The organism is Mycobacterium sp., from assembly GCF_049585075.1.
Classification (GTDB): Bacteria; Actinomycetota; Actinomycetes; order Mycobacteriales; family Mycobacteriaceae; genus Mycobacterium.
The window spans coordinates 1-4,137 of sequence record NZ_JBAUZA010000492.1; the positions used below are offsets into that span (position 1 = coordinate 1).

At 66.5% G+C, this 4,137-nt stretch carries 4 protein-coding genes; all 4 read right to left on the reverse strand.

All coding sequences use genetic code 11. From position 1 onward, the window contains the following. On the reverse strand, window positions 1-203 hold a 203-nt coding region (locus WB785_RS23095; RefSeq protein WP_424082168.1), incomplete at its 3' end, for a biotin carboxylase N-terminal domain-containing protein. 5 nt (window positions 204-208) lie between these two features. Beyond that, window positions 209-1,804 (reverse strand): acyl-CoA carboxylase subunit beta, encoded by a 1,596-nt coding sequence (locus WB785_RS23100; RefSeq protein ID WP_424082170.1) that lies wholly within the window; start codon window positions 1,802-1,804, stop codon window positions 209-211. Then, window positions 1,801-2,961, reverse strand: a complete 1,161-nt coding sequence (locus tag WB785_RS23105) for an acyl-CoA dehydrogenase family protein (RefSeq protein WP_424082172.1) — start codon at window positions 2,959-2,961, stop codon at window positions 1,801-1,803. The genes WB785_RS23100 and WB785_RS23105 overlap by 4 nt, the downstream gene beginning before the upstream one ends. Further along, window positions 2,958-4,137: acyclic terpene utilization AtuA family protein (locus WB785_RS23110; RefSeq protein ID WP_424082174.1), on the reverse strand; the 1,180-nt coding region annotated here is incomplete at its 5' end. The genes WB785_RS23105 and WB785_RS23110, both read right to left, overlap by 4 nt.

A 4,137-nucleotide genomic window follows, 5' to 3' on the forward strand; every position in this document is an offset into this window, starting at 1 on the left:
GCCGCAGCGATGATCGCCTCGGCGTTCAGGTAGTCATTGGTCCGTGGCAGCCGCACGCGAGCGTCGGCCTCGGCGACGTGCGGCGCCCCGGCGTCGGGGTCGGTGTAGACGGCGACGGTGCCCATGCCCAGCCGGCGACAGGTGGCGAAGACCCGCCGGGCGATCTCGCCGCGGTTGGCAACCAGAACTCGAGTGATTTCCATCAGCGTTACATCCGGAAGACGCCGAAGTTCGACGTCCCCTTGATCGGGCCATTGGCTATGGCGGACAAACACATTCCCAGAACGGTACGGGTGTCGCGCGGATCGATCACCCCGTCGTCGTAAAGCATCCCGGAGAGCACCATCGGCAGCGACTCGGCCTCGATCTGGCCTTCGACCGCGGCCCGCATCGCCGCGTCAGCTTCCTCGTCGACTTGTTGGCCACGCGCTTCGGCGGCCGCGCGGCTCACGATCGACAAGACCCCGGCCAGCTGCGCGCCACCCATCACGGCGGCCTTTGCGCTTGGCCAGGCGAACAAGAACCGCGGGTCGTAGGCGCGGCCGCACATGCCGTAATGGCCGGCGCCGTACGACGCGCCGATCAGCAGCGAGATGTGCGGCACTGTCGAGTTGGACACGGCGTTGATCATCATCGAGCCGTGTTTGATCATGCCGCCCTCTTCATAGTCCTTGCCCACCATGTATCCGGTGGTGTTGTGCAAGAACAACAATGGCGTGTTGGACCGGTTGGCCAGCTGGATGAACTGGGTGGCCTTTTGCGACTCCTCGCTGAACAGCACGCCGCGGGCGTTGGCCAGGATGCCCAGGGGGTAGCCGTGCAGCCTCGCCCAGCCGGTGACCAGCGACGAGCCGTAAAGCGCCTTGAACTCGTCGAACTCGGAGCCGTCGACAATGCGGGCGATCACTTCGCGCGGGTCGAACGGGACGCGCAGATCGGCGGGCACGATGCCGATCAGCTCCTCAGCGTCGAACAGCGGCTCGGCGACTGGCCGTGGCGCGGGTCCCTGTTTGGACCAGTTGAGCCGGGCAACGATGCGGCGCCCGATGCGGATGGCGTCGAGTTCGTCGACGGCGAAGTAGTCGCCCAAACCGGAGATGCGGGAGTGCATTTCGGCGCCGCCCAGAGACTCGTCGTCGGACTCCTCGCCGGTGGCCATCTTTACCAGCGGCGGGCCGGCCAGAAAGACCTTCGAGCGTTCTTTGATCATCACGACGTGATCGGACATGCCGGGCACGTACGCGCCGCCCGCGGTGGAGTTGCCGAACACCAGCGCAATCGTCGGTATCCCGGCCGCCGACAACCGGGTCAGGTCGCGGAACATCCGTCCGCCCGGGACGAAGATTTCCTTCTGCGTGGGTAGATCCGCGCCGCCGGATTCCACCAGCGATAGCACGGGAAGCCGGTTCTCAAAGGCGATCTGGTTGGCTCGCAGAATCTTCTTCAGCGTCCACGGATTGCTGGTGCCGCCTTTGACCGTCGGGTCGTTCGCGACGATCATGCATTCGACACTTTCGACGACGCCGATTCCGGTGACCGTACTGGCGCCGACCGCGAACGCGCTGCCCCACGCCGCGAGTGGGCTCAGTTCGAGGAACGGGGAGTCGGGGTCGACGAGCAGCTCGATGCGTTCCCGGGCCGTCAGCTTGCCGCGGGCATGATGGCGCTCGACGTACTTGGGGCCGCCACCGCCGAGCGCGTGGGCCAGCTCGGCGGCGATCTCCTCGAGCCGTGACGTCGCCGTCGATGCCGCGTCGGCGTAGGTGTCGGAGTTTGGATCGAGTGTGGACCGCAGGGTGGTCATGATTGATACCCAAGGGTTTTGGCGGCCAGCGAGGTCAGGATTTCGGTGGTGCCGCCACCGATCCCGAGGATCCGCATGTCGCGGTACTGGCGTTCGACTTCGGATTCGGACATGTAACCCATGCCACCGAACAGCTGGACGGCCTGGTTGGCCACCCATTCGCCAGCTTCGACCGCGGTGTTCTTGGCGAAACACACCGGCGCGATCAGGTTGGTTTCGCCGGCCAGCTGGCGCTCCACCACGTTGCGTGCATAAACGCGAGCGACATCGATGCGACGGGCCATCTCGGCCAGCGTGTTCTGCACAGCCTGCCGGGATATCAGTGGCCGGCCGAAGGTTTCGCGATCGCGGCACCATTGTGCGGTGATGTCGAGACATCGCTGCGCGCTCGAATAGGCTTGCGCGGCAAGGCCGATGCGCTCGGCGACGAATGCCTGCGCGATTTGGGCGAAGCCGCTATTCTCGGCGCCGACCAGATTGGCCGCCGGCACGACGGCATCGGTGTAGGACAGCTCGGCGGTGTCCGACGAGCGCCAACCCATCTTGTCCAGCTTGCGGCTCACTTGAAAACCAGGGGTACCCCGTTCCACCGCGAGCAATGAAACTCCTGCAGCGCCAGGGCCACCGGTGCGTACCGCGGTGACGACGTAGTCGGCGCGTACCCCGGAGGTGATGTAGGTCTTGGCGCCGTTGACGATGTAGTGGTCGCCTTGCGGACTAGAACAGCGTGTCGCCGTGGTCCGCAAGTGCCCGACATCGGAGCCACCGCCGGGCTCGGTGATGGCCAACGCGCCGATCAGCTCGCCGGCCAAGGTCGGACGAACGAATTTGTCGATTAGCCCCGCATCGCCGGACGCGATCATGTGCGGCACCGCGATGCCGCAGGTGAACAGCGACGCGAAGACGCCACCGGGGACACCTGCCTCGTGCAGTTCTTCGCAGACGATCACCGCGTCGGCGCCGTCTCCGCCGCCGCCACCGACTGCCTCGGGGAAGTTCGCCCCCAGCAGCCCGGCCGCTCCCGCGCTTCGGTGCAGTTCGCGCGGCAACTCACCGATCCGCTCGAATTCGTCGACGTGCGGCAGGATCTCCCGTTCGGCGAACGAGCGCACAGTCTTGCGCAGCTGGTCCCGTTCGGGTGTGGTCCAGATGTTCATGACAGCAACGCCTCCGGGATATCGACATGGCGGCTGCGCAGCCATTCGCCCAGCCCTTTCGCTTGTGGGTCGAACCGTGCTTGGTAGGCGACGCCTTGGCCGAGGATGTCGTCGATGACGAAGTTCACCGCACGCAGGTTGGGCAGCAGGTGTCGGGTGACCGGCAGGTCGGCCGTTTCGGGCAGCAGTTCCTTGAGCAGCTCGACGGTCAGGGTGTTGGCCAACCAGCGCCACTGCTCGTCGGTACGCACCCACACTCCGACGTTGGCCGACCCGCCCTTGTCGCCGCTGCGGGCCGCTGCGATCCGGCCCAGCGGCACGCGCCGCGTCGGACCCGCCGGCAACGGCTCTGGCAGAGGGGGCGGGTCGGCGGGTGTCAGGTCGAGAGTCTCTGCCGCGCAAGGGATGTAGGTGCCGGTCCCGTCGGCATCCACGGCGACATGCGGCACTTTCGTGGCGTCGACGTAGCCGGCGGTAAACACCCCATACACCTGACCGTCGCCGGGCGGCGCGGTGACGGTGAAGCCCGGATAGCTTGCGAGCGCTAATTCGACTGCGGCCGAGGAAAACTGGCGTCCGACGTTGGCGGCGTCTTGGTCGCGGACCACGCAGCGCAGTAGCGCACTGGCCGTTTCTTCGGTGTCCGCGTCGGGGTGCTCGGTGCGGGCCAGGGTCCACTCCAACTCCGCGGGTTTGACCGTCAGTGCCGCCTCCAGCTGGCGTCGCACCAACGCGGCCTTTTCTTCGATGTCCAGGCCGGTCAATACGAACGTCATCGAGTTGCGGAATCCGCCGATGCTGTTCAGCGACACCTTCAGCGTGGGCGGCGGCGGTTCACCGACCACCCCGCTGATGCGCACTCGATCGGCGCCGTCGGCGCTCAGCTCGATGGTGTCTATCCGGGCCGTGACGTCCGGATTGGCGTAGCGGGCGCCGGTGATCTCGTAGAGCAGTTGCGCGGTGACGGTGTCGACGCTGACCAGTCCGCCGGTGCCGGGGTGCTTGGTGATCACCGAAGAGCCGTCGGCGTGGATCTCGGCCAGCGGGAAACCGGCGTAGGTCAAATCGGGGATCTCGGTGAAGAACGAGAAATTGCCGCCGGTGGCCTGGACCCCGCATTCGATCACGTGCCCGGCGACCACGGCGCCGGCCAGTTGGTCGTAGTCGGTGCGGCCC

Excerpts from the sequence above, each read along its gene's own strand:
- WB785_RS23105 (WP_424082172.1), bottom strand. The coding sequence starts at position 2,961 with ATGAACATCTGGACCACACCCGAACGGGACCAGCTGCGCAAGACTGTG.
- WB785_RS23100 (WP_424082170.1), bottom strand. The coding sequence starts at position 1,804 with ATGACCACCCTGCGGTCCACACTCGATCCAAACTCCGACACCTACGCC.